General features: G+C 63.7%; 25 protein-coding genes. 5 read left to right on the forward strand and 20 right to left on the reverse strand.

The genetic code is table 11. The annotated features are described in order from the left end of the window. Window positions 1–245 precede the first annotated feature (245 nt). The 3 genes from SLG_RS20675 to SLG_RS10685 all read left to right on the forward strand — a co-directional run bounded on the left by SLG_RS20675 (window position 246) and on the right by SLG_RS10685 (window position 3,315). Window positions 246–1,046, forward strand: coding sequence for a tyrosine-type recombinase/integrase (locus tag SLG_RS20675; protein WP_014076475.1), 801 nt, complete (start codon window positions 246–248; stop codon window positions 1,044–1,046). Between the two features lie 228 nt (window positions 1,047–1,274). After that, window positions 1,275–2,837: a class I adenylate-forming enzyme family protein gene (locus SLG_RS10680; protein ID WP_014076476.1), complete on the forward strand. Its 1,563-nt coding sequence runs from the start codon at window positions 1,275–1,277 to the stop codon at window positions 2,835–2,837. Window positions 2,838–2,919: 82 nt separating this feature from the next. After that, entirely contained in the window at window positions 2,920–3,315 is a 396-nt protein-coding gene (locus SLG_RS10685; RefSeq protein WP_014076477.1) for a VOC family protein, read from the forward strand. Here the strand turns inward: SLG_RS10685 and SLG_RS10690 are convergent. Beyond that, window positions 3,267–3,929 (reverse strand): helix-turn-helix domain-containing protein, encoded by a 663-nt coding sequence (locus SLG_RS10690; protein WP_014076478.1) that lies wholly within the window; start codon window positions 3,927–3,929, stop codon window positions 3,267–3,269. The genes SLG_RS10685 and SLG_RS10690 overlap by 49 nt on opposite strands. Window positions 3,930–4,034: 105 nt before the next feature. Between SLG_RS10690 and SLG_RS10695 the strand changes: the two genes are divergently transcribed. Both SLG_RS10695 and SLG_RS10700 read left to right on the forward strand, forming a co-directional pair. Then, window positions 4,035–5,411: a serine hydrolase domain-containing protein gene (locus SLG_RS10695; protein WP_014076479.1), complete on the forward strand. Its 1,377-nt coding sequence runs from the start codon at window positions 4,035–4,037 to the stop codon at window positions 5,409–5,411. Window positions 5,412–5,432: 21 nt separating this feature from the next. Then, window positions 5,433–6,302: a hypothetical protein gene (locus SLG_RS10700; protein ID WP_014076480.1), complete on the forward strand. Its 870-nt coding sequence runs from the start codon at window positions 5,433–5,435 to the stop codon at window positions 6,300–6,302. 291 nt (window positions 6,303–6,593) lie between these two features. Here the strand turns inward: SLG_RS10700 and SLG_RS10705 are convergent, their stop codons facing one another. From SLG_RS10705 to SLG_RS10780, 19 genes are all read right to left on the reverse strand, one after another. Next, on the reverse strand, window positions 6,594–7,658 hold the full coding sequence (locus tag SLG_RS10705) for a tyrosine-type recombinase/integrase (RefSeq protein ID WP_014076481.1): 1,065 nt from the start codon (window positions 7,656–7,658) through the stop codon (window positions 6,594–6,596). A 178-nt stretch (window positions 7,659–7,836) separates the two neighbouring features. Further along, on the reverse strand, window positions 7,837–8,046 hold the full coding sequence (locus tag SLG_RS10710) for a DUF551 domain-containing protein (protein WP_014076482.1): 210 nt from the start codon (window positions 8,044–8,046) through the stop codon (window positions 7,837–7,839). 3 nt (window positions 8,047–8,049) lie between these two features. Then, on the reverse strand, window positions 8,050–8,679 hold the full coding sequence (locus SLG_RS10715) for a hypothetical protein (protein ID WP_231848660.1): 630 nt from the start codon (window positions 8,677–8,679) through the stop codon (window positions 8,050–8,052). After that, window positions 8,672–9,331, reverse strand: a complete 660-nt coding sequence (locus SLG_RS20920; protein WP_014076484.1) for an HNH endonuclease — start codon at window positions 9,329–9,331, stop codon at window positions 8,672–8,674. Before SLG_RS20920 ends, SLG_RS10715 begins: the two co-directional genes overlap by 8 nt. Beyond that, window positions 9,324–9,563, reverse strand: a complete 240-nt coding sequence (locus SLG_RS10720) for a hypothetical protein (RefSeq protein ID WP_014076485.1) — start codon at window positions 9,561–9,563, stop codon at window positions 9,324–9,326. The genes SLG_RS20920 and SLG_RS10720 overlap by 8 nt, the downstream gene beginning before the upstream one ends. Window positions 9,564–9,642: 79 nt before the next feature. Further along, complete coding sequence (locus SLG_RS21720; RefSeq protein ID WP_158512713.1) at window positions 9,643–9,870, reverse strand: hypothetical protein; 228 nt, start codon at window positions 9,868–9,870, stop codon at window positions 9,643–9,645. 191 nt (window positions 9,871–10,061) lie between these two features. Next, window positions 10,062–10,196: a hypothetical protein gene (locus SLG_RS22365; protein WP_269453877.1), complete on the reverse strand. Its 135-nt coding sequence runs from the start codon at window positions 10,194–10,196 to the stop codon at window positions 10,062–10,064. Then, complete coding sequence (locus SLG_RS10730; RefSeq protein WP_014076487.1) at window positions 10,193–10,432, reverse strand: hypothetical protein; 240 nt, start codon at window positions 10,430–10,432, stop codon at window positions 10,193–10,195. Before SLG_RS10730 ends, SLG_RS22365 begins: the two co-directional genes overlap by 4 nt. Window positions 10,433–10,449: 17 nt before the next feature. Beyond that, window positions 10,450–11,109, reverse strand: a complete 660-nt coding sequence (locus SLG_RS20390) for a hypothetical protein (RefSeq protein WP_148276558.1) — start codon at window positions 11,107–11,109, stop codon at window positions 10,450–10,452. A 14-nt stretch (window positions 11,110–11,123) separates the two neighbouring features. Further along, window positions 11,124–11,906, reverse strand: a complete 783-nt coding sequence (locus SLG_RS10740; protein ID WP_014076489.1) for a YqaJ viral recombinase family protein — start codon at window positions 11,904–11,906, stop codon at window positions 11,124–11,126. A 3-nt stretch (window positions 11,907–11,909) separates the two neighbouring features. Further along, entirely contained in the window at window positions 11,910–13,001 is a 1,092-nt protein-coding gene (locus SLG_RS10745; protein ID WP_014076490.1) for a hypothetical protein, read from the reverse strand. Between the two features lie 29 nt (window positions 13,002–13,030). Continuing rightward, a complete protein-coding gene (locus tag SLG_RS21725) occupies window positions 13,031–13,192 on the reverse strand; it encodes a hypothetical protein (RefSeq protein ID WP_014076491.1) in 162 nt (53 codons plus the stop codon). Continuing rightward, window positions 13,185–13,502, reverse strand: a complete 318-nt coding sequence (locus SLG_RS10750; RefSeq protein WP_231848661.1) for a hypothetical protein — start codon at window positions 13,500–13,502, stop codon at window positions 13,185–13,187. Before SLG_RS10750 ends, SLG_RS21725 begins: the two co-directional genes overlap by 8 nt. Further along, a complete protein-coding gene (locus tag SLG_RS10755; RefSeq protein WP_041391922.1) occupies window positions 13,481–13,666 on the reverse strand; it encodes a hypothetical protein in 186 nt (61 codons plus the stop codon). The genes SLG_RS10750 and SLG_RS10755 overlap by 22 nt, the downstream gene beginning before the upstream one ends. Continuing rightward, a complete protein-coding gene (locus SLG_RS10760) occupies window positions 13,666–14,004 on the reverse strand; it encodes a hypothetical protein (protein ID WP_014076494.1) in 339 nt (112 codons plus the stop codon). The genes SLG_RS10755 and SLG_RS10760 overlap by 1 nt, the downstream gene beginning before the upstream one ends. Then, window positions 14,001–14,303 (reverse strand): hypothetical protein, encoded by a 303-nt coding sequence (locus SLG_RS10765; RefSeq protein WP_014076495.1) that lies wholly within the window; start codon window positions 14,301–14,303, stop codon window positions 14,001–14,003. The genes SLG_RS10760 and SLG_RS10765 overlap by 4 nt, the downstream gene beginning before the upstream one ends. Continuing rightward, window positions 14,300–14,488, reverse strand: coding sequence for a hypothetical protein (locus tag SLG_RS10770; RefSeq protein ID WP_014076496.1), 189 nt, complete (start codon window positions 14,486–14,488; stop codon window positions 14,300–14,302). Before SLG_RS10770 ends, SLG_RS10765 begins: the two co-directional genes overlap by 4 nt. Continuing rightward, complete coding sequence (locus SLG_RS10775; protein ID WP_014076497.1) at window positions 14,485–14,736, reverse strand: hypothetical protein; 252 nt, start codon at window positions 14,734–14,736, stop codon at window positions 14,485–14,487. The genes SLG_RS10770 and SLG_RS10775 overlap by 4 nt, the downstream gene beginning before the upstream one ends. Next, the gene (locus SLG_RS10780) at window positions 14,733–15,974 is read right to left on the reverse strand and encodes a DUF7666 domain-containing protein (RefSeq protein ID WP_041391924.1); all 1,242 of its coding nucleotides are present in this window, start codon (window positions 15,972–15,974) and stop codon (window positions 14,733–14,735) included. Before SLG_RS10780 ends, SLG_RS10775 begins: the two co-directional genes overlap by 4 nt. Window positions 15,975–16,081 lie beyond the last annotated feature (107 nt).

Consider the following 16,081-nt stretch of genomic DNA (forward strand, 5'->3'; position numbering starts at 1 on the left):
CGGAACCAAACAATTTGCAGTTCCCGCATAAGATATGACTAATATTTTATTAATATAGGATCATTTTTCGAATCCATCGGTAGAATCTAATCCATTGCTATGGCAAACATCTCGTATGCAGTTAATATTATTTAACTCAGTTATAAGCTTACTGGTATATTTTATATTAAATTAACTAATATTTATCGGTAGTTAATTAATGAGGAAGAATTTATCTTTGAACTGAATGGGGACGTGAGGACAAAATGCCGATAGATCTTTCCAACTATGACGTGGAAGGAAAGAGGAAATATCTCACACGTGCAGAGACGAGCAAATTTATATCCGCAGCAAAAGATGAAGATGTTTCCGTATATTTCTTCTGCTGGTTCATTGCCACGACAGGTTGTCGTGTGTCGGAAGCGTTGATGATCACGAGGAGAAGCATTGATTTCGAAGCAGGGCTCGTCATCATCGAAAGTCTGAAAAAGCGTCGCACCGGAGTCTTCCGGGCTGTCCCCCTGCCTTCGGCATTCCTGCAGAAACTTTCGAAATGGTTCGAGACCAAGGCGATCGAGCCGCAAAGCCGCTTGTGGCCATGGTCCCGCATGACGGCCTATCGGCGAGTGAAGACCGTCATGGACCGGGCCGGGGTCGAGGGTCCCTGGGCCACGCCGAAAGGCCTGAGGCATGCCTTCGGCGTCCGGGCTGTCCAGTCGGGCGTTCCTCTGCACATCGTTCAGCGCTGGCTCGGCCATGCGGACATGAAGACCACGGCGATCTATGCCGGCGCCGTCGGCCCGGAGGAACGGGATCTCTGTTCCCGGGTCTGGCTGGATCAGGAAAAGCCTCGCCGCTCCTCGAGATCACCGTCCCTGCCCGCAGCAAGCCATCCTCATGAGGATATGGATCCCTCCGTCATGGGCCGTTCTCTTCGGCTGCATGAAACCCCTGCTCCCCTCGAGGATCACGGGAGCGCCAGACATGCATCGTCAAGATCGGGGCTCGAGGCCTGCGTCGACAAGGTCATCCACCTCGCCAGCCGGGTCTATGCCTATATGTCCTAATGTGTCCGGTTTCTCCCGGCCAGAGGGTGCCGACGAGGCCGGATTCATGGGTTGATTCGGGCTTCCCGAGGCGCGGCTGAAAAATGTCCTGCCGCCGCCCGCACCACCAAGGCCCGGCATCCCGGCCGGGCGATTGCCCAACATTTCACTGCGCAGCCTGCGCCGAAAAGCTGCCTTGCCGCCCCGGGTCGGGATCGGCGAGAAGAGCCGGAACCGGCGGAGAGGCATGTGCGCAGCATCGATTATTTCGACAAGATGGTCCGGCTCGATCCGGAAAGAACGATCCTGATCGACGGCGACAGCCGCATCACTTACGGCGAGATGCACCGCCTCACTCACCGCCTCGCCCGCGCCATGCATGAGGCCGGCCTTGGTCATCAGGAGCCGGTCGCGATCATGTCGCCCAATCATGGATCGATCCTGACGACCCAGCTCGGCCTGTGGCGCGCCGGCGCGGTCTGGATCCCGGTCAACACGCGCAATGCGCTCGATGCGAACATCGCTTATCTGGCCTATGTCCGGGCCGGCTGGCTCTTCTACCATTCGAGCCTCGCGGAGGATGCCCGCCGGGCGCGGGCGCAGGTGCCGACCATCCGCAAGCTGATCTGCCTCGACCGGCCGGACGGCGACGTGCCGTCCCTCGCCGATTTCCTGGCGCCGGACGACGGCATCGATGCGCCCGATCTCGGCGATCCGACGGGCAATGGCGATGAACTCACCGCCATCATCGCCACCGGGGGCACCACGGGCCCCGCCAAGGGCGTCCGCGTCATGAACCGCAGCTGGGGCACGCTGATGGAGACCATCGGCAATCTGATGCCGGCTGACGATCCCGTCTGCCTCGCCACGGCGCCGCTCACCCATGCCGCCGGCCCGGTGGCCATGGCCGCCGTCGCCATGGGCGCGACGATCTCCGTCCTGCCGACCTTCGATGCCGCAGCAGTCATGCAGGCAATCGAGCGCGATCGCGTCACGCACATGTTCCTGCCGCCGACCGCGCTCTATACGATGATGGCTCATCCCCGCGTGCGGGATCATGATTATTCGAGCCTGCGCTATTTCCTGCTCGCCGGCTCGCCTGTCTCACCGGACAAGCTGCGGCAGGCGGTGGAGATTTTCGGCCCCTGCATGTGCCAGAGCTACGGCCAGACCGAGTGCCACATGATCGCCACCTGGCTCCCGCCCGAGATCGTGGCCGCCGCCGCGCGAGGCGAGCATCCCGAGCGCCTGGCGAGCTGCGGGCGCGCCTCATATTCCGTCCGCGTGGAACTGATGGACGATGACGGCAACATCCTCCCGCCCGGCGCGGTGGGCGAGATCGTGGCGCGCGGCGGCATTGTCGGCGGCGGCTATTTCGAGATGCCCGAGGCGACTGCCGAAGCGGCCGCGCATGGCTGGCATCACACCGGCGATGTCGGCCGCCGCGACGAGCACGGCTTCTATTATATCGTCGACCGGAAGAAGGACATGGTCGTGACCGGCGGCTTCAACGTCTATCCGGCCGAGGTCGAGGCAGCGATCATGGAACTGGAGCCGGTCGCGGAAGCCGCCGTCATCGGCGTGCCGGACGAGAAATGGGGCGAAGCCGTCACGGCGCTCGTCGTCCTGCTGCCGGGTACCGCTCTGGCCGAGGATGCGGTCCGGGCGCATTGCAAGGCCCGGCTCGGCAGCGTGAAGGCGCCCAAGACGGTGCTGTTCCGCGAGAGCCTCGCGCGCACGCCCGCCGGCAAGATGGACAAGAAGGCCATGCGCGAGGAATTCTGGGGAAGCGCCGCACGCAACGTCAATTGAGCCGCTGCCTTCTCCTGTCGCGATCCTTCAAGGCACCGGCGGCGCGCCGGGCTATGCTGTGCCGACAAGAACAGGAGCTCACATGCTTTTCAGATACACGATCCTCTACGTCGAGAATGTCGCGGCCTCGATCGATTTCTACGAGCGGGCTTTCGGTCTCGAGCGGCTGTTCCTGCACGAGAGCGGCGACTATGGCGAAATGTCCACGGGTGACACAAAGCTCGCCTTCTCGTCGGTTTCGCTGATGCAGTCGCTGGGCAAGGCACCCGGCAAAGCCGATCCTTCGGCGCCGGTGTTCGAGATCGCTTTCGAAACGCAGGATGTCCCTGCCGCCCTCGAACGCGCGCTCGCAGCCGGCGCCGCGCTCCGGCAAGCGGCAAGGGTCGAGCCATGGGGCCAGACCACATCCTATGTGAGCGATCCCGACGGCTATCTCGTGGAGATCTGCTCGCCCGTCCAGTTGCCGAGCCCCGGCTGACGGAGAAGATGCAGATGATCGCCTTCGCTGCGCAGCCGCGCGGGCGTCGATCCGAACCACCGTACGAATTCTCGCGTCATGTGCGCCTGATCGGCGAACGCGCATTCATGGGCGATGGCGGCCAGCGAAGCCTCGCTCGACATCATGTCCACGGCGCTCCGCGCCCGGCCAAGGAGGCGCCAGTAATCCGGCTGCGGCAGGCCCGCTCGCCGGAAATGCCGCTGCATCGAGCGGATGCTCACGCCAAGTCCGCGCGACACGGCCTGCAGGGTCGATCCCGGCTGGGCGAGGGCCTGCACCGCTTCGGCCATTTCGTCGGCGCCGGCGAAGTCATGGGCGAGGATCTGCGTCGCTTGGCGCGGATCGGCAGCGATTGCGTCCATCGCCTCCCGCCCCGGCACCACCCCCGGCCGTAGCCGATAACCGGTTATCCCGATGCCGCCAGACAAGCGCACCCGGCGCGGCCCGACATCGAAATCCGTCAGGGCAACGCGGATGCTCTCGTCCGGCCTGTGCACGATGAGAACGTCTCGGCATCCGTCGGGAAACACGGGGGCCTCTTCTGCCTGGAGGACCTGATGGGCCCATATCGTGTAGTTGGCCTTGCTCGGCATACCGCCTTTCTATCAACGCGACTGGATCAGGGCCAGCAGGGCCCCGCCCTTCAGCCCATGACCATCGCCTTTCCGACTGCCCCCATTCCGGCTACATGCCGACGCATGACACGATCCGCTCTGCGCCTTCCGCTTCTTGCCGCGGCTCTGGCCTCGCCTGCGCTCGCACAGCCGCAGCCAGCTCCAACGCTCCATGACCGCGCCATCGCGGCCGGCTACAAGGCGGCCATGCTCTGCAGCGCCATCTTCAATGGCGGGCGCAGCGAGGCACAGGTCGAGACCGTCGAACTGCATGGCATCTATCCGCAATATGCCGCCATCGTCCCTACGCTCACGGCCGAGGTCGATCGGGCCAGCGCCACGGTGAGCGTCGCTTTCGACGATACCCTGCCCGCCCGCCGCGCCGTCTGGCACGCCGGCACCGGCTGCACCAACATGCCGATCGGCGCGCCGGCTTCGCCCGATGCAGAGCGTCATGCGGTGCCTCCGGGGCCCGCCCCCGCTGATCCGCGCCCATGGCCGCTGGGGGACGCATTGCCCCGGGTCGCCATGCCGCAGCTCGCGCCGGTGGCAGCCGCGTTCGAGAGCGACATGTACGGGGCAGGCATCGTCACCACCGGCGTCATCGTCCTCAAGGGCAATCAGATGATCGCGGAGCGCTATGCCGAAGGCTTCGGGCCATTAACGGCGCAGCGCACATGGTCGGTCGCCAAGAGCATCACCGGGACGCTGGTAGGCATCGCCGCGGCGCAGGGCCTGGTGGACGTGGCCAAGCCGGCGGATATTCCCGAGTGGCAGGATGGGCTGGCGCCGGACCCACGCCGCCGAATCACGCTCGACCAGCTCCTGCGCATGGCATCGGGCCTCTACAGCAGCACCGCCGGCAACAGGACCGACGCCGTCTATTTCGGCGGAACGGCCGTCACCGAAGAGACGGTCGGCCTGCCGCTCGAAGCGGCCCCGGGTACGCGCTTCCGTTATGCGAACAACGACATCATGCTCGCCATGCGCGCCTTGCGCGCCACGCTGGGCGAGGAACGCTACCGGACTTTCCCGGCGACAGCCTTGTTCGAGCCGCTCGGCATGCACCACAGCGTCGCCGAGACCGACTGGCGAGGCAATTTCATCTCCTCCAGCCAGATGTGGACCAGCGCGCGCGATCTGGCGCGCTTCGGACTCCTGTATCTCGATGATGGCGTCTGGAACGGCCGGCGCCTGCTGCCGCAGGGCTGGGTGTCCTATGTCACGATGCCGGCCGGCCCGCAGCCCGAGGGTGCGTTCGGTTATGGCGCGACCTTCTGGCTGCTCAACAACTCGCCCGGCGTCCCGGCCGACACCTATGCGGCCTTCGGAAATCGCGGGCAATATGTCGTGATCGTGCCGAGCCGCCGCATCGTGATCGTTCGCCGGGGCGAGGACCCGGCCGGCGCGCCTTTCGATGTCGCCCGTTTCACCGCCGATGTGCTCGCCGCGGTCCGGTAAGGCACGACACCGGAAGGCCCGGTGAGCCGCTTCACCCATTTCGCCGCGATCGACTGGTCGGGCGCGGTCGGTCCACGCCAGCGCGGCATCGCCGTGGCGATGTGCGCGGCCGGCACGGACGCCCCCGGGCTGGTCCGCCCGGGCCATGTCTGGTCGCGGCAGGAAGTGCTCGACTGGATGATCGGGGAGATGCCGCCCGGCACGCTGGTCGGGCTGGACCTGGGGCCATCGCTGCCGTTCATGGATCGGGGTGCCTTCTTCCCGCAATGGGCGGACAGTCCGGCCGATGCCCGTGCGCTCTGGGCGCTGGTCGACCGCATCTGCGCGGATGATCTCCATCTTTCGGCAGCCAGTTTCGTCGATCACCCCGATGCCTGCCGCCATTTCCGCCGCCATGGCGGGCGCGAAGGCGATCTGTTCGGCGGGGGACGCGGGAGGCTGCGCGTCACCGAGATTGCCCAGCAGGCTCAGGGCCTCAATCCGTACAGCAATCTCAATCTGGTGGGTGCCGCCCAGGTGGGGAAATCGAGCCTCACCGGCATGCGCCTGCTCCATCGCGCGCAGGAGCACCTGCCGGTCTGGCCGTTCGATCCCGATCCGGGCGCGGGCAGCCTCATCGTCGAGATTTATACCAGCCTCGCCGCGCTGGCCGCAGGCAAGCGCAAGGGCCAGACCAAGATCCTGGACCCCGGCGAACTGGACATCCGCCTCGCCCGCTTCGCCAGCGCACCCCATTTGCCCCTCCCCGGCCGCTATACCGATCATGCGACCGACGCGCTGCTCACCGCTGCCTGGCTGCGCCATGTCCATGCGCAGCCGGCCCTATGGGCCCCGGCGGGCCTCACGCACGAGATCGCGCGCACCGAGGGCTGGACGTTCGGGGTTTTCTGAGCCGTTGGCGCCTTCGGCGCCACGTCGGAACGCGCCCCATCGACCAGCCCGGGCTGTCTTTCACATTGACCCCAACCCGGCTGCCCCCTAGAGCCCCTTCGGTTTCGATAATCGGAACCAGCGCTTCATGGCCCTGTTCGGCTGCATTTTCTCCCTCGGGAGAAGAGCCCGGGGCAAGGCCAATTGCCGGATTAGCACAGTGGTAGTGCAGCGGTTTTGTAAACCTGTTCTGGCTCACTTGCTCAGTCCTTACTTTGTCGCAGATTTCTAGGTCTTTCGCTAGCATTTTCTTTACTCAGACCGCTGCACTTGTGCCGGATTTTGTGCCACCCCGTGCATGGCGGCCAATTTCTCGTCTGGCTTCAGGTGCTTCAGGTATCCCTCGGTCGTCTGCACGCTCGAGTGCCCCAGGACGTGTTGCAGATCGTACAGGCTCCCGCGTCGCTCGCGCAGGTAGCGGACGGCGAAAAGGTGCCGCAGATCGTGGAAGCGAAAGCGCCTGAAGTCCTTGCCCTCCTGTGCCGCTTTTCGTGCCACCCTGCCCGTCTTCGCGTAGAACTGGCTGGCGATGTTCTGGAAGCGCTCGCCGTTGGCGCGCCAGAAGCACCACGAGTGCTTGAAGTGGCGAGGCTGGCGATCCAAAATCTCGAGCGCTCGAGCGGACAATGGCACCTCTCGAGGCTCGCCATTCTTTGTGGCCTCGAGCGTCGCCGACATGCGCTTGCGATCTATCCGGTCGTGCTCGAGACTGGCGACCTCTTCCTCGCGCATGCCGGTCTCGAGCGAAAATTCCGCCATATCCATGAAGCGCCCGGCGATGGCGAACACCAACGCCATGCTTTCCTCTCGAGGGAGGATGATCGGCGTCCGGTCTTCCTTGAATCTCGAGCGGTCAATCATCTTGGCCGGATTCTCCTCGAGCCAATCCAGATCGACACAATGGGCTAGCACGCTCGAGATAGCTGTCAGGTCGCGCCGCACTGTCGCGTTGCTGACACCCTGCTTCTGCCTATCAGCGACGATCTTCTTGAGGAGTTTGACGTCGATCTGGTGAACGTCCTTGTCGTCGAGCCAGGGGCGGAGCTGGATAAAGCTGACCAGATATCGATTGAAGGTAGTGAGTTTGATGCCGAGTGCTCGAGGCCCCTTCTGGCTCCAGGATATCACGGCGTCCGGCCACGCTGTCGGGCCGCCCTCGCCGAAATAGACCTGCGCTGCGATCTTCTCTTTCAGCGCCTTCAGGTTTCGCTCCGCCTTGGCTTCAGAGCGAGTTCGTAGGCTTTCGCGGTATTCGACGCCCTTGATCTTGAAACGCGCCCAGTAGATGCCGTTCCGCGTGTAGAGACCTTTGGGCATGGCTGCGCTCCCAGCTTACGCAATGCGATGATATCGAAAGTCCAGCGGCCGAACATGAGCCGCGCGCCGGGTATAAGGCCAGCAGCGGCCTTCTCTTGCAAGGTCCGAATGGCGAGACCAGTGATGCGCGCCGCTTCAGCTACGCGCACGCGCTCAGCCTCGAGACGCGCCGCCGCCGTCACCCCCGCTGCTCCTCTGGCGGGATGGGGAGAGGCATCCAGTGGGTGGGCTCGAACCTAAGCGGCCCTTCAGTCCCGTCAGCGTTGACGCCTCGCCAATTGCCGTCCTTGCCGCGATACCCGTGCCGCCCCTGCCCATGCGAATAATAGGGGTGATGCAGCCAGACCGCGAGCATGTCGGGCAATGTCTCTATCGGTTGCCAGCCCATCCCCTACCCCTCCTGCTCGATGGCTGGGGCGGAGGGAACGCGGATTTTGCGCTTCACATCGCCGAACCAAGATTGCGTGCGCTGAGCCTTGTTGAATGCTTCCACGGCAGCATAGAAAGCGTCAACACCGTCCATGTCGTCGACGCTTGCATCCTCGTGCATGTCATCAAGCAGGTTTTCGAGAACGCTGTCCGCATCAATGCGGGGATAGCTGATTATGCATGGACTGACCCATTCAAGGCCATCATCCTGCGCTTCCGCCATCTCAGTATAATAGGTATCGCCATCGAAGGCGCAGTAGGGCCCGCCATCGTCGGGCACTTCGATCGCGGCTTCCAACTTGCGCTGGTATCGGCAGGTGTCGCACACGGTCCAGCTCTTATGGCACTCCGCGCCACAATGCTGGCAGTTGTTGTGCGTCTTGCAGTTGTAGCAGTCCGCAGCCGCCTCGCGAGCCGCAGCGTGCTTGCGCTCTTCGGTCGCGAGATAGATTTCAGGTGAGTGGACCGATCCGCACTTGGCGCACACGTATAGGCGCGCCTTCTGCTCGGGGTCGTCTGCGAACACGAGGATACGCGGCTCGTTGTCCGCCATCCCCTCCACGGTCAGCGGGCGGGTCATGGGGTCAGTCATTGCGGGCCTCCCTTGCAGCATGTTCAAGGCGAGCTACAGCAAGCAAGGTCGGCTTCAACTCTGGAGAAGCTTCATCGAATGCCAGCTTGCGATTATAGCGATTTCCCCCAGCCAAGCGCGGAAGCAGCGCCCTGGGAATTAGCTCCCAATTCGTCGGCGAGGTATTCGTTTTGTCGCCATCCAGGCACTTCAGGCAATGGCCATCCGGGATCGCGCCGTGTCGCTTCTCCCATAACCAGACGTGCTTGAGCACATAGCGCCTTTCGTAGCCGGTGTGAGGGTTGCGCTGGTCAACGCTGATGTAGACATATCCGTCTTTCGGATCGATCCGCTCGTGTCCCAAAAAGTTCGTGTTGTGCGGCCGACCACCCTTTTTGAACTGCGTCTTGCGGGAATTTGGATGGCGCCCGCCTTTGCCTTCCGCGCATGGCAAGCCCTTATTGTGAGGAGCCTGACCTTTAACGAAGCAACCAGTGCGCCCCGTCAGCCAACCATGACGCTTGCAAAGCGCGTTGAAGTTGCTGAGCGACACGTCATCGCGCCCGAACCTCTGGCAAAATGCGGCGTGAGCTTCGGAGCGAGGCCATGTTCGCACCGATTGAATGAACGCGAGTTCCTTGTCGGTGTAGCTGATCGATAGCCCCTTAGGCATCCTTCGTTCCGATCATTGGCAGCATGGGCTTGAACCGGTCGCCATGATTGGCGAGGACGGTGACAGCCTTGAGTTGCAAATCTGCCGTCCGCACGATCTGGTCGGCGATTGAGACGATAGCGTCAGCGCGAGTGACTTCAGCCTCGATCTGCTCAGAGGACAGCCCTTCTTCCGAGAGGCGCTCAAGCTGGGCGAACAGGTGATCGTTCAGATCGGTCAGCTTGTTCTTCATCCCTAAATTCCCTGCCTCGCGCTTTTCGTCCCTTCCAGACGCTGGCTGCGGAGGCCTTTGGTGCCAGTACCGGTTGATGTCAGGCGGCGTGTTTCCGCCGGGCAAGGTCCGCATCCCACTGCGCGAGGATGATCTCGCGGGCCTGCGCGGCGGGAATGTGCTTGTTGACCATGAGCCGGATATATTCGTCGCGCAGGTGCGGCGGACACCAGCTCAGCTTCCGGGCACGGAAAGTGCGAACGCGCTTGGCGATAGCCTCGGGCGTGACATTGAGGCGCTCCTCATTCACGCGGGCGATCACAGCCATCTGGCGCGCACGCTCGGCGGCAACATAGTCCGGGTTCTGGCGGTTTCTGGCCAGCGTCGCAGCGTTGGATCGGGCCTTCCTCGCGCGGAAGTGAGGATCGCGCCAGAGAGCCTGCGTGTTGCAGGGGCGGCACATTCCGGACTTGTTCCGGAGCCCCAGCACCTTCCCGCAGCCCTTCGTTGCGCAAATCTTCACTTCCGCGGCTCCCGGTCACGGCGATCCGCCCAAAACTCGCCCTCCCTCTCGCGCTTGTAGGCGACCATCTGAGCGACCAGCACGGGGTCCTGCCGCAGCGTGAAGCGGCCGATCTGGCGGGTGAGGATCATGACGCTGCTGCCCGCGCCTTGGCCTCGGCGGACTTCCTCGCGTTCGCCGCAGTCAGGTTCGCGATGGCCTTGGCCTTCTTGGCGCGGAAGACGGCGAGTTCGGCCTGGGCTTCGTCCCGCTCCTTTACCAGCTTGGCGATAAGCACCTCTCGACCGCGCGCGATCGAGGTCATTGTCTCGATCTGCGCCTCAAGAGCGGCGACGGTCTTGGCGTGATGCTTCTTGGTGACGAACATTGGGTGTCTCCCTTCGGTCAAAATTCGGGCGGCGCTTCCTCGGCGCCACTGATGGCCTCGCCCATGTCGGTTTCGCCGCGCTTCTCCTGAAGCTCGGAAAACCGGCGATCATAGGCCGCACTGATCTGGCTGCGCAGCTCCGGGTGGTTCTCTGCCAGTCTGGCCAGCGTCTTTTCGGCCTTGTGCCGCAGCTCGTGCAGCGCCGCGTCGTCCATGGCGGTTTCGACAAGGCCGATGTGCGTCGCCGTCCAGTCTGCTGCTGCTGCTGCGGGATCGCGCTTCTGCTGCTCCGGTTCGGCTTTGAGGGGCAGGATTTTGATACCTGCCTTCTTGCCCTTCGTCTTCATGACGACGACGACCGTTTCCTTGTCGATATGACTCATGTGGCTGATGCGGATGCCGCCGACATCAAGGCCGCCGAACGTCACCTTGTCGTCGCGATAAATCCGCATCGAACGCCCCACATAGTCGGCGGCATAGCGCCCCCAGACAGCAAGCAGGACGCGGCGCATGGTTTTGCAGGGCTTGAAAGGTTTCCCGTTGTCGCCCTCGTAGAAGATCGACACCGGCTGATCGCCGTCGTTGCCGGTCACCCGCGTGACAGTGATCGTGCGGGGTGCGCCGATCAGATCGTCGGCGTTCAATTGGTCCGACTTCGCCTCGACGAAGCGGGACATGTCTACCATGTCGTTCATATCACGATTTCCTCTTCTTCACGCCGCTCCGTCGCCACGAGCCTGGCATTGCTGGCCAGCGCCTCGTGGTAGAGCTTCAATTTCTCGGAAAGCCGGCGCTCAAACTCACCGGCCGCGTTGACGATCGCGTCCTGAATGACGGGATCGGGATAGACCCGGATCGCAGGCATATGCAGGCCGCCGCAGTAGGATAGAAAATCGATCCACTCCCATTCCGCGACCAGCAATCCGGTCTGGCACTGGATCACATAATCGTCGGGGATCGTGCCCTGAAGGACGTGCTCGACCAGCGTCTGGATCTGATACTTCTGGCGCCGTGACTTGCCCTCAATGCCGGCTTTCTTCCCGACGATCTTGCCGTCCGGGCTGTAACCGAGCGTGAAGCCCCAGCGGTTGTTCGTAATGAAGCCGATTTCCTCGACCGGCTCGTAGTGCTCGGCATATGCTGCGCGCGCGAGGATTTCGTCTTCCTGCCCACGCAGCATATCATCACTGACATAGTGCGGCTCGACATAGCCGGTGATGCGCTGGGCAAGCAGTTCGTAGAGGTGCGCCGTCGCCTTGTCGTTCTGCGCAGACTTGAGCGTCTTGGCGGTGATGACGTGCTTCATCTCGCTCGCAGTCAGAAGCCCGCAGCGCGCCTGTAGCCACTGCTCTGAGCCTTGTTCGAACTGGTTGTGGATGGTGATGTGACCGGTGCGCGGCTTGGCCTTGGGCTCGTCGCGCGGTGCCTCGAAAAGCTCCGGTTCGCGATAGTCTGGGGCGAAGGGGTTATCCATGGCTCAAAACCTCAGCGAAACGTTGGGGACTTCGCCGCTGCGGATCAGCAGCACGATCTTCTTGGCGACCTCCTCATCCACGCCACAGGTCATGATTGCCTCCTTGGCGGCCTTCATGACGGCGGTGCGGTGGGCCTTGTCGGCGTCGCGTTTGGCCTGCTCGGCTTGCTCGGCGGCGATGCGGTCGCGTTCTGCCTGTGCAGCACGCTCCACTTCATCCGCGCGCGCTCGCTCGGCAGCCAGTGCTTCCTCATGCTCGCGCTGGATACGCTGGCGCTCGGCCTCAGCAGCAGCTTCAGCTTCACGCTGGGCACGTTCAGCAGCCTCGCGCTCAAGGCGCGCAATGCGCTCGGCCTCGGCCTTCTCGGCCGCGATACGGCGCTCTTCGGCGACACGGGTAGCTTCGGCCTGGGCAGCAACCCGCTCCTGCTCAGCAATGCGCTCAGCCTCGACCCGGTCACGCTCTTCCTTTTCAGCGCGCAGCTTCTCCAGCTCGGCGCGCTCTTCTGCCTCCCGCTTCAACCGGGCCAATGCCTCTTTGAGCACGGAGACAGTCTGATCCTTCGCCGCCTGCGCTTCCGCTGCCAGATCGCCGAACACCTCGGGATCAATCACGATGCCCCAGATGTCGGTGCCGCGCTCCTGCACGCTTTCAACCGTGTCGACGATGGTGACGTTCGCGGCGGCACGGATGCGCGCGATGGTATCGCGGCAGTTGGACAGGCGCTCATTCTCAGCCTGCTCCCAATCGGTCAGGGGCTGGCGGACCTCGGTGGCAAGCGCTTCAAGCCGCTGCTCGATGATCTTTCCGGCCGCGTTGGCCTGCGCGGTCATGTCACGCCATTCCTTGGTCAGCGCGAGCCGCGACTTGTCGATCGCTGCCTTCTGCGACCGGACATTGGCGGCGAACTTGCGCAGCGCTTCCCGGCCCTTGTTCGTGGTCACATCGGCATCAACCGGCGCGTCCGCTTTGAGCTTCTCATAGAAGACATCGAACTTTTCGGTGTCGAGCAACACGATGCCGGGGTTTTTCTGTACCGCGACGACAATGGCCGTCGAATCCTGGGCAGCGTCAAGCAGGGGCGCGGTGGCCATGTCGGTTTCCTTTCGGTTGAGAGAAGTCATCACCCCATCCACCACAGGCTGGCCGCGCACACCCCGGCGCACAGGCCGAGCACGCACCCGGTGTAGAGGCCGCAGACGAACTGCCGCCAGATCGCCTCGCAGGCGTCCTCATCGGTGAGCTGGTGCAGCTCGGCGGGGGGAAGGTGGGTGTATTCACGCATCTCGACCTCCAATGTCCCCGGCGCTCAGCACGCGGGTGATTTCGTCCTCGGGAAGGTTGGCGTCGCGCAGGACTTGCTCGTCACGCTCGCGGCGATCAGGGCGGCCGGCGTCGAAAGCCCGGCTCCATCGATCATATTCCTCGCGGCGATCAGCAGCGTCGTGCGGATCACGCCAGCGTCGCGCCAGCTCATCCAGATTGATCGGCTCGCGTGTGGTGGCGAACCGGCCCTGTGCGTCGCGGGCTTGCTGCGCTGCTTCCGCAAGGGCGGTGTAGTGTGCGAGGGCGGTCATGCGTTCTTGAGCAGCCATCTGGCAAGCTCCTCCACATCGCTCGCCGGAACGTGGATTTCGGCCTCAAATTCTGCATCAGCGTCACCAAACGGGGCCGACCAGACCTCGATATTCGCTCCACCGCTACTGGTCAGACCGACACGGGTGCGGTCGCTGCCAATGAGATGCATACGATATGCCATCACGCACCCCCAACCGGCTGAGAGGGGGGGCGGGCTGCGAGACGAGCGCGAACACTATCGCGATGACTGCACCGCTCTGTGCTCATGCACTCGTATGGCCCCGGCTCTATTCCAAGCCTGCAACCATGAACGCAGCCATATTCTTCGAAGCGCTCGGCCTCGTAATCGTCGATCTCGTCCATGGCGGCTTCAAGGCTGGCGACAGAACCATAGCGGTTGTCGCAGGCATCATCGGCGCCATCGAAATCGTCGTGCCAGTAATGCCAGTCCATCGTGCGCACCGGGATCGGCGGCGGGTCGTACTGGATGTGCCAGTCACCGTAGCGGATAGCGCTCACTTCGCCTCTCCCTGACCAGAGAGGGAGGCGGCTTTGAGGGCGGCCATATCAGCCACAATCGCGCGCACATTGTCATTGTCGCGGAGCCAGCCTTGGCTGGTGAGTTCGCCGACGCGATAATCCAACAAGCGGTCGATAAGGTGCATCGCCCGGCCATTCAGAGCCTCGATGCGCTCGATGTGGGCGGCATAGAAATCGTGAGCGCGGCCCAATTCGGCGCGAAGATAGTCCTGCCACCAGTTAACGTCACCACCGCCGAAATCGTTCAGCAGCCCAGCGTCATAAGCATCAATCGTCATGAGGCCCTCCGGTCGCGGAGAAGGCCGGCAAGGAACTCGTCGGCCTTGTTGATTTCAGTGAGAAGCGCTGCAACCTCAGGGATCTTGTCCTCGGCAATCGAGTGATCGCGGACGACATCGGAAACGAGATCGTAGGCGTCGGCTAGGCGCGGGTCGGCCCAGAGCGTGTAGTGACGGGCACTCATCCCCTCACTCCCCTCGTCAGTCCAAGAGCGGCAGCGCCAAGGCCGTGCTCGTGCGTGCGCCAGTCGAGATATTCCCGTCCGGCGTGTGTAAGTTCGTCGATCGCGGCTTCAGCCTGTGCGAACGTGTCGTCGAGTTCGGTGTCACCAAACACAGGACGGCTGTTCAACTCGGCGAACACAGCATCGAGCATGTCGAGCAGGTCGTGGGTCCGGACCTCGCTCAGGGGGTGGAGGGCGGTGGGGATCATGCGGCCACCAGCTTTCCAGCCTTGCAGACGTACCAAGTGTCGGGGGCGATCCCATCGACACCGGCGATGCCGGCGGCTACCGAGATAATGTTGAGGTCTTGGTCGCGTTCAATAGCGAACAGTGCGTTGCCAGACGCGCCGCGCACCTTGCCCTCGTAAGAGGACATGGCAGCGCCTCGGGTGCCGGTGGCGGACGCAGCGCCTTGGTAGCCGGTGGCGGACGCAGCGCCTAGGTCGCCGGTGGCGGACGCAGCGCCTCGGGTGCCGGTGGCGGACGCAGCGCCTAGGTCGCCGGTGGCGGACGCAGCGCCCTGGTAGCCGGTGGCGGACGCAGCGCCTTGGTAGCCGGTGGCGGACGCAGCGCCTCGGGGGCCGGTGGCGGACGCAGCGCCTCGGGGGCCGGTGGCGGACGCAGCGCCTAGGTCGCCGGTGGCGGACGCAGCGCCTCGGGGGCCGGTGGCGGACGCAGCGCCTCGGGTGCCGGTGGCGGACGCAGCGCCTAGGTCGCCGGTGGCGGACGCAGCGCCTAGGTCGCCGGTGGCGGACGCAGCGCCTCGGGTGCCGGTGGCGGACGCAGCGCCTAGGTCGCCGGTGGCGGACGCAGCGCCCTGGTAGCCGGTGGCGGACGCAGCGCCTTGGTAGCCGGTGGCGGACGCAGCGCCTCGGGGGCCGGTGGCGGACGCAGCGCCTCGGGTGCCGGTGGCGGACGCAGCGCCTAGGTAGCCGGTGGCGGACGCAGCGCCTTGGTAGCCGGTGGCGGACGCAGCGCCTCGGGGGCCGGTGGCGGACGCAGCGCCTCGGGTGCCGGTGGCGGACGCAGCGCCTAGGTCGCCGGTGGCGGACGCAGCGCCTTGGGGGCCGGTGGCGGACGCACCCTCTTTCTGCGTGCAGCGGTCGAAGACATATTTCACCGCGCGGGAAATCAAGTCATGAAGGCTTACCTCGACGCCGATGGTGATCTTGGCCGACGCGATCTTGATCTGATCGTCGGAGTGCATTTCTCCGGACTGGATGACCTCGCAGTAGCGAGACGTGGCCGGAGGGTAATAATTGAAGACCGAGAGTGGGTGAGCATCGGCGTCACAGGCGTGGAAGCCGCCTTCGCAGGCACGGACGGATCCATCATGCTCGAAGGTCTTGCCGATCTCGAACTGATATCCCCGGCAGGAGAGATTGCTGTCGAAGCCCTTGATCGACTTCTTCTCGACAACCGCCGTCTTCGTCGGCTTCTTCGCCATCGTCATTTCCTTCCATCACGCCGGTAGGGGCGATGGAGGGATATATACCGTTTCGGTATTTGCGCGTCAATACCGTTTCGGTATATTTTTAAAGCGCACGCAAAAAG

It is taken from the genome of Sphingobium sp. SYK-6, assembly GCF_000283515.1.
GTDB classification, from domain to species: domain Bacteria; phylum Pseudomonadota; class Alphaproteobacteria; order Sphingomonadales; family Sphingomonadaceae; genus Sphingobium; species Sphingobium lignivorans.

What these genes read in the sequence shown, in the direction of transcription:
- SLG_RS20675 (WP_014076475.1), top strand. Translation starts at nt 246, where the DNA reads ATGCCGATAGATCTTTCCAACTATGACGTGGAAGGAAAGAGGAAATAT.
- SLG_RS10685 (WP_014076477.1), top strand. Translation starts at nt 2,920, where the DNA reads ATGCTTTTCAGATACACGATCCTCTACGTCGAGAATGTCGCGGCCTCG.
- SLG_RS10690 (WP_014076478.1), bottom strand. Translation starts at nt 3,929, where the DNA reads ATGCCGAGCAAGGCCAACTACACGATATGGGCCCATCAGGTCCTCCAG.
- SLG_RS10695 (WP_014076479.1), top strand. Translation starts at nt 4,035, where the DNA reads ATGACACGATCCGCTCTGCGCCTTCCGCTTCTTGCCGCGGCTCTGGCC.
- SLG_RS10705 (WP_014076481.1), bottom strand. Translation starts at nt 7,658, where the DNA reads ATGCCCAAAGGTCTCTACACGCGGAACGGCATCTACTGGGCGCGTTTC.
- SLG_RS10710 (WP_014076482.1), bottom strand. Translation starts at nt 8,046, where the DNA reads ATGGGCTGGCAACCGATAGAGACATTGCCCGACATGCTCGCGGTCTGG.
- SLG_RS10715 (WP_231848660.1), bottom strand. Translation starts at nt 8,679, where the DNA reads ATGACTGACCCCATGACCCGCCCGCTGACCGTGGAGGGGATGGCGGAC.
- SLG_RS20920 (WP_014076484.1), bottom strand. Translation starts at nt 9,331, where the DNA reads ATGCCTAAGGGGCTATCGATCAGCTACACCGACAAGGAACTCGCGTTC.
- SLG_RS10720 (WP_014076485.1), bottom strand. Translation starts at nt 9,563, where the DNA reads ATGAAGAACAAGCTGACCGATCTGAACGATCACCTGTTCGCCCAGCTT.
- SLG_RS21720 (WP_158512713.1), bottom strand. Translation starts at nt 9,870, where the DNA reads ATGGCTGTGATCGCCCGCGTGAATGAGGAGCGCCTCAATGTCACGCCC.
- SLG_RS22365 (WP_269453877.1), bottom strand. Translation starts at nt 10,196, where the DNA reads ATGATCCTCACCCGCCAGATCGGCCGCTTCACGCTGCGGCAGGACCCC.
- SLG_RS10730 (WP_014076487.1), bottom strand. Translation starts at nt 10,432, where the DNA reads ATGTTCGTCACCAAGAAGCATCACGCCAAGACCGTCGCCGCTCTTGAG.
- SLG_RS20390 (WP_148276558.1), bottom strand. Translation starts at nt 11,109, where the DNA reads ATGTCCCGCTTCGTCGAGGCGAAGTCGGACCAATTGAACGCCGACGAT.
- SLG_RS10740 (WP_014076489.1), bottom strand. Translation starts at nt 11,906, where the DNA reads ATGGATAACCCCTTCGCCCCAGACTATCGCGAACCGGAGCTTTTCGAG.
- SLG_RS10745 (WP_014076490.1), bottom strand. Translation starts at nt 13,001, where the DNA reads ATGGCCACCGCGCCCCTGCTTGACGCTGCCCAGGATTCGACGGCCATT.
- SLG_RS21725 (WP_014076491.1), bottom strand. Translation starts at nt 13,192, where the DNA reads ATGCGTGAATACACCCACCTTCCCCCCGCCGAGCTGCACCAGCTCACC.
- SLG_RS10750 (WP_231848661.1), bottom strand. Translation starts at nt 13,502, where the DNA reads ATGGCTGCTCAAGAACGCATGACCGCCCTCGCACACTACACCGCCCTT.
- SLG_RS10755 (WP_041391922.1), bottom strand. Translation starts at nt 13,666, where the DNA reads ATGGCATATCGTATGCATCTCATTGGCAGCGACCGCACCCGTGTCGGT.
- SLG_RS10765 (WP_014076495.1), bottom strand. Translation starts at nt 14,303, where the DNA reads ATGACGATTGATGCTTATGACGCTGGGCTGCTGAACGATTTCGGCGGT.
- SLG_RS10770 (WP_014076496.1), bottom strand. Translation starts at nt 14,488, where the DNA reads ATGAGTGCCCGTCACTACACGCTCTGGGCCGACCCGCGCCTAGCCGAC.
- SLG_RS10775 (WP_014076497.1), bottom strand. Translation starts at nt 14,736, where the DNA reads ATGATCCCCACCGCCCTCCACCCCCTGAGCGAGGTCCGGACCCACGAC.
- SLG_RS10780 (WP_041391924.1), bottom strand. Translation starts at nt 15,974, where the DNA reads ATGGCGAAGAAGCCGACGAAGACGGCGGTTGTCGAGAAGAAGTCGATC.